This window comes from Alkalibacillus haloalkaliphilus C5 (assembly GCF_000269905.1).
GTDB classification, from domain to species: domain Bacteria; phylum Bacillota; class Bacilli; order Bacillales; family Alkalibacillaceae; genus Alkalibacillus; species Alkalibacillus haloalkaliphilus_A.
The window spans coordinates 1-2,106 of sequence record NZ_AKIF01000243.1 but is presented as its reverse complement, the minus strand read 5'-3'; the positions used below and the strand labels follow the sequence as shown (position 1 = coordinate 2,106).

At 37.2% G+C, this 2,106-nt stretch carries 3 protein-coding genes; all 3 read left to right on the top strand.

Annotated elements, in window-relative coordinates; translation table 11 throughout:
* A partial coding sequence (locus A194_RS0116015) for an NAD(P)H-dependent oxidoreductase (protein ID WP_017187790.1) occupies positions 1-469 on the top strand: 469 nt, incomplete at its 5' end.
* Positions 470-615: 146 nt separating this feature from the next.
* A complete protein-coding gene (locus A194_RS0116010) occupies positions 616-1,548 on the top strand; it encodes a hypothetical protein (RefSeq protein ID WP_017187789.1) in 933 nt (310 codons plus the stop codon).
* A 277-nt stretch (positions 1,549-1,825) separates the two neighbouring features.
* Positions 1,826-2,065, top strand: coding sequence for an IDEAL domain-containing protein (locus A194_RS0116005; RefSeq protein WP_017187788.1), 240 nt, complete (start codon positions 1,826-1,828; stop codon positions 2,063-2,065).
* Positions 2,066-2,106: the final 41 nt, after the last annotated feature.

Here is a 2,106-nt window from a genome sequence, read left to right as displayed (position 1 = left end):
AGAAGAAGCGATCGCTCAAAACCCAGCATGGAAAGACCATTATGAAAAAACTAAAGATGTACCAGAAGCTCAAGTGGAAGATTTAGAATGGGCTGACGGTTTTATTTTTAGTTTACCGACTCGGTTCGGTAACGTTCCAGCACAAGTAAAACAATTTATGGACCAAGCAGGTGGCCTTTGGATGGCAGGAAAACTTGCTAACAAAGTTGTAAGTGCGATGACAACAGCTCAAAATGCACATGGTGGCCAAGAACAAACAATCATGCACTTTTACACATCAATGTACCATTGGGGTGCTATTATTGTACCACCTGGTTATACGGATGATTCGATCTTTGCTTCAGGAGGGAATCCATACGGGACGAGTGCTCAAGTGGATGGAGAAGGAAATTTACAAGATGATGTAGAGCAAGCTGTTAAGCATCAAGCGAAGCGTACATTTGAAATAACTCAAAAGATTTCGCAATAAAAGTAAAGCCTTTGCTATAAATATATAGCAGAGGCTTATTTTTTCACTTTAGAATAATTTTCGAAAGATTTGTTTAAAAACCCCCACAAAAACACCAAGTCTATTCGTAATGATGTTACAAATAAATAAAAATAAAGGGTGAGCAGATGAATTCGAATAAAATATTCTACTCGTTAACTGCAACAATATTGACAGGTTCACTATTTTTGAGCCCATTAGGAATAACAGCTAATGATGAAAATGCAGACGAAATAGACACAGAAGAGGTTGCAGAACAACAGCAATCCCTAGAAGAGCAATTATTTACATACTACACGATGTTATCTGATGAGTTAGCTGTTGTGATTCAACAAGGTGATAAGGAGTTAGCACAAAGCATTTTAGAATGGTCAGTAGAAGAATTAGAGCAAGCGTTTGAGGCTTATCAAGCTGGCGACTTAGAGAGTGCTGAAGCTCATCTTGATGCGGTCGTAGCTGTATTAGAAGAAGCAAGTGAATACCGTGAAGAAGAAGGTATTGAAGAGGAAGAAGTTGAAGAAGGCTTAGAAGAGGACGAAGAATCAACTGAAGAAGATGAAGAGTCATCTGATTCTAAGCAAATTGGTCAAAACGTCTTATCACTAGCTAAAGCAATGGAAGATAAGAAAAATCCAGTAGCGAAGGCAGCTTTAAAACGTAATATCGAGCGTTCATTAGAACGATTAGAAAACAAATATAGCGAAGAAGAAGTAGAAAACTTGCTTGTCCAATTAAACGAAATTACTGATGAGTTCTCAAAAGAAGGAAATGCAAATGTTGAAGAATCAGTAGAGGAAGATTCCCCTTCAGATTCTTCTAATGAAGAATCTGAAGAGACAGTACAATCAAGCAATGAAGATGTAAAAGAATCTAAGAAGGAAGACCGTTCTAATAATGGTGCTCCTGGTAATAGTGATCAAGCACCTGGTCAAAACAAAGACCGCGGTGGTCCTGGAAACAGTAATGGCAAAGGTCCTAACAATGGTGATGGGCCAGGGAACGGAAACGGTGGGCCTGGTAATAGCAATGGTAATGGAGGACCAGGTAACGGTAACCGTTAAATGAATTTGGTGAACCTTTGTGTTCTTACACAAAGTTCATATACACCTCTCTCCCAACAAGAGGAATTAGCCCTGACGGTATTATAACGTCAGGGTGTTTTTTACATATGATGTAATAAGAATGCCCTTCAAGAGAACTCCAAAATTTAAATTATTTCTTGAAAAGCACAAACACATTAATACACTAAGTGAATAAATTACATTAAAGGTTCAGAAAATTGTTGCAATTAGAAGTGAAATTTAGGATAATAGAAAAAAGGAGTAAGGGGGAAGGGACATGAAGAATCAAGTTACCTCTTATGTACTAATTAGATATCAGTTTCCGAAAACGATCGCGATTAAAGCTAGACGTGAAATTCCATATGAATTTAAACTAGCTTCAAGATTGTTGCTTGATGAAATGGTATTTGAATTTAATAAACATCGACTTGAAGAACAAATAAATGAAGCAATTGACCAACAAGACATTGAACAATTTAATGCATTAAGTAAGCAATATGCGAAGTATGTTAAATAAATATATCTGTTGAGACTACAGGCTGCCATTAACCGGCAGCT

Coding starts and splice junctions, on each gene's coding strand:
- A194_RS0116010 (WP_017187789.1), top strand. CDS start 616: ATGAATTCGAATAAAATATTCTACTCGTTAACTGCAACAATATTGACA.
- A194_RS0116005 (WP_017187788.1), top strand. CDS start 1,826: ATGAAGAATCAAGTTACCTCTTATGTACTAATTAGATATCAGTTTCCG.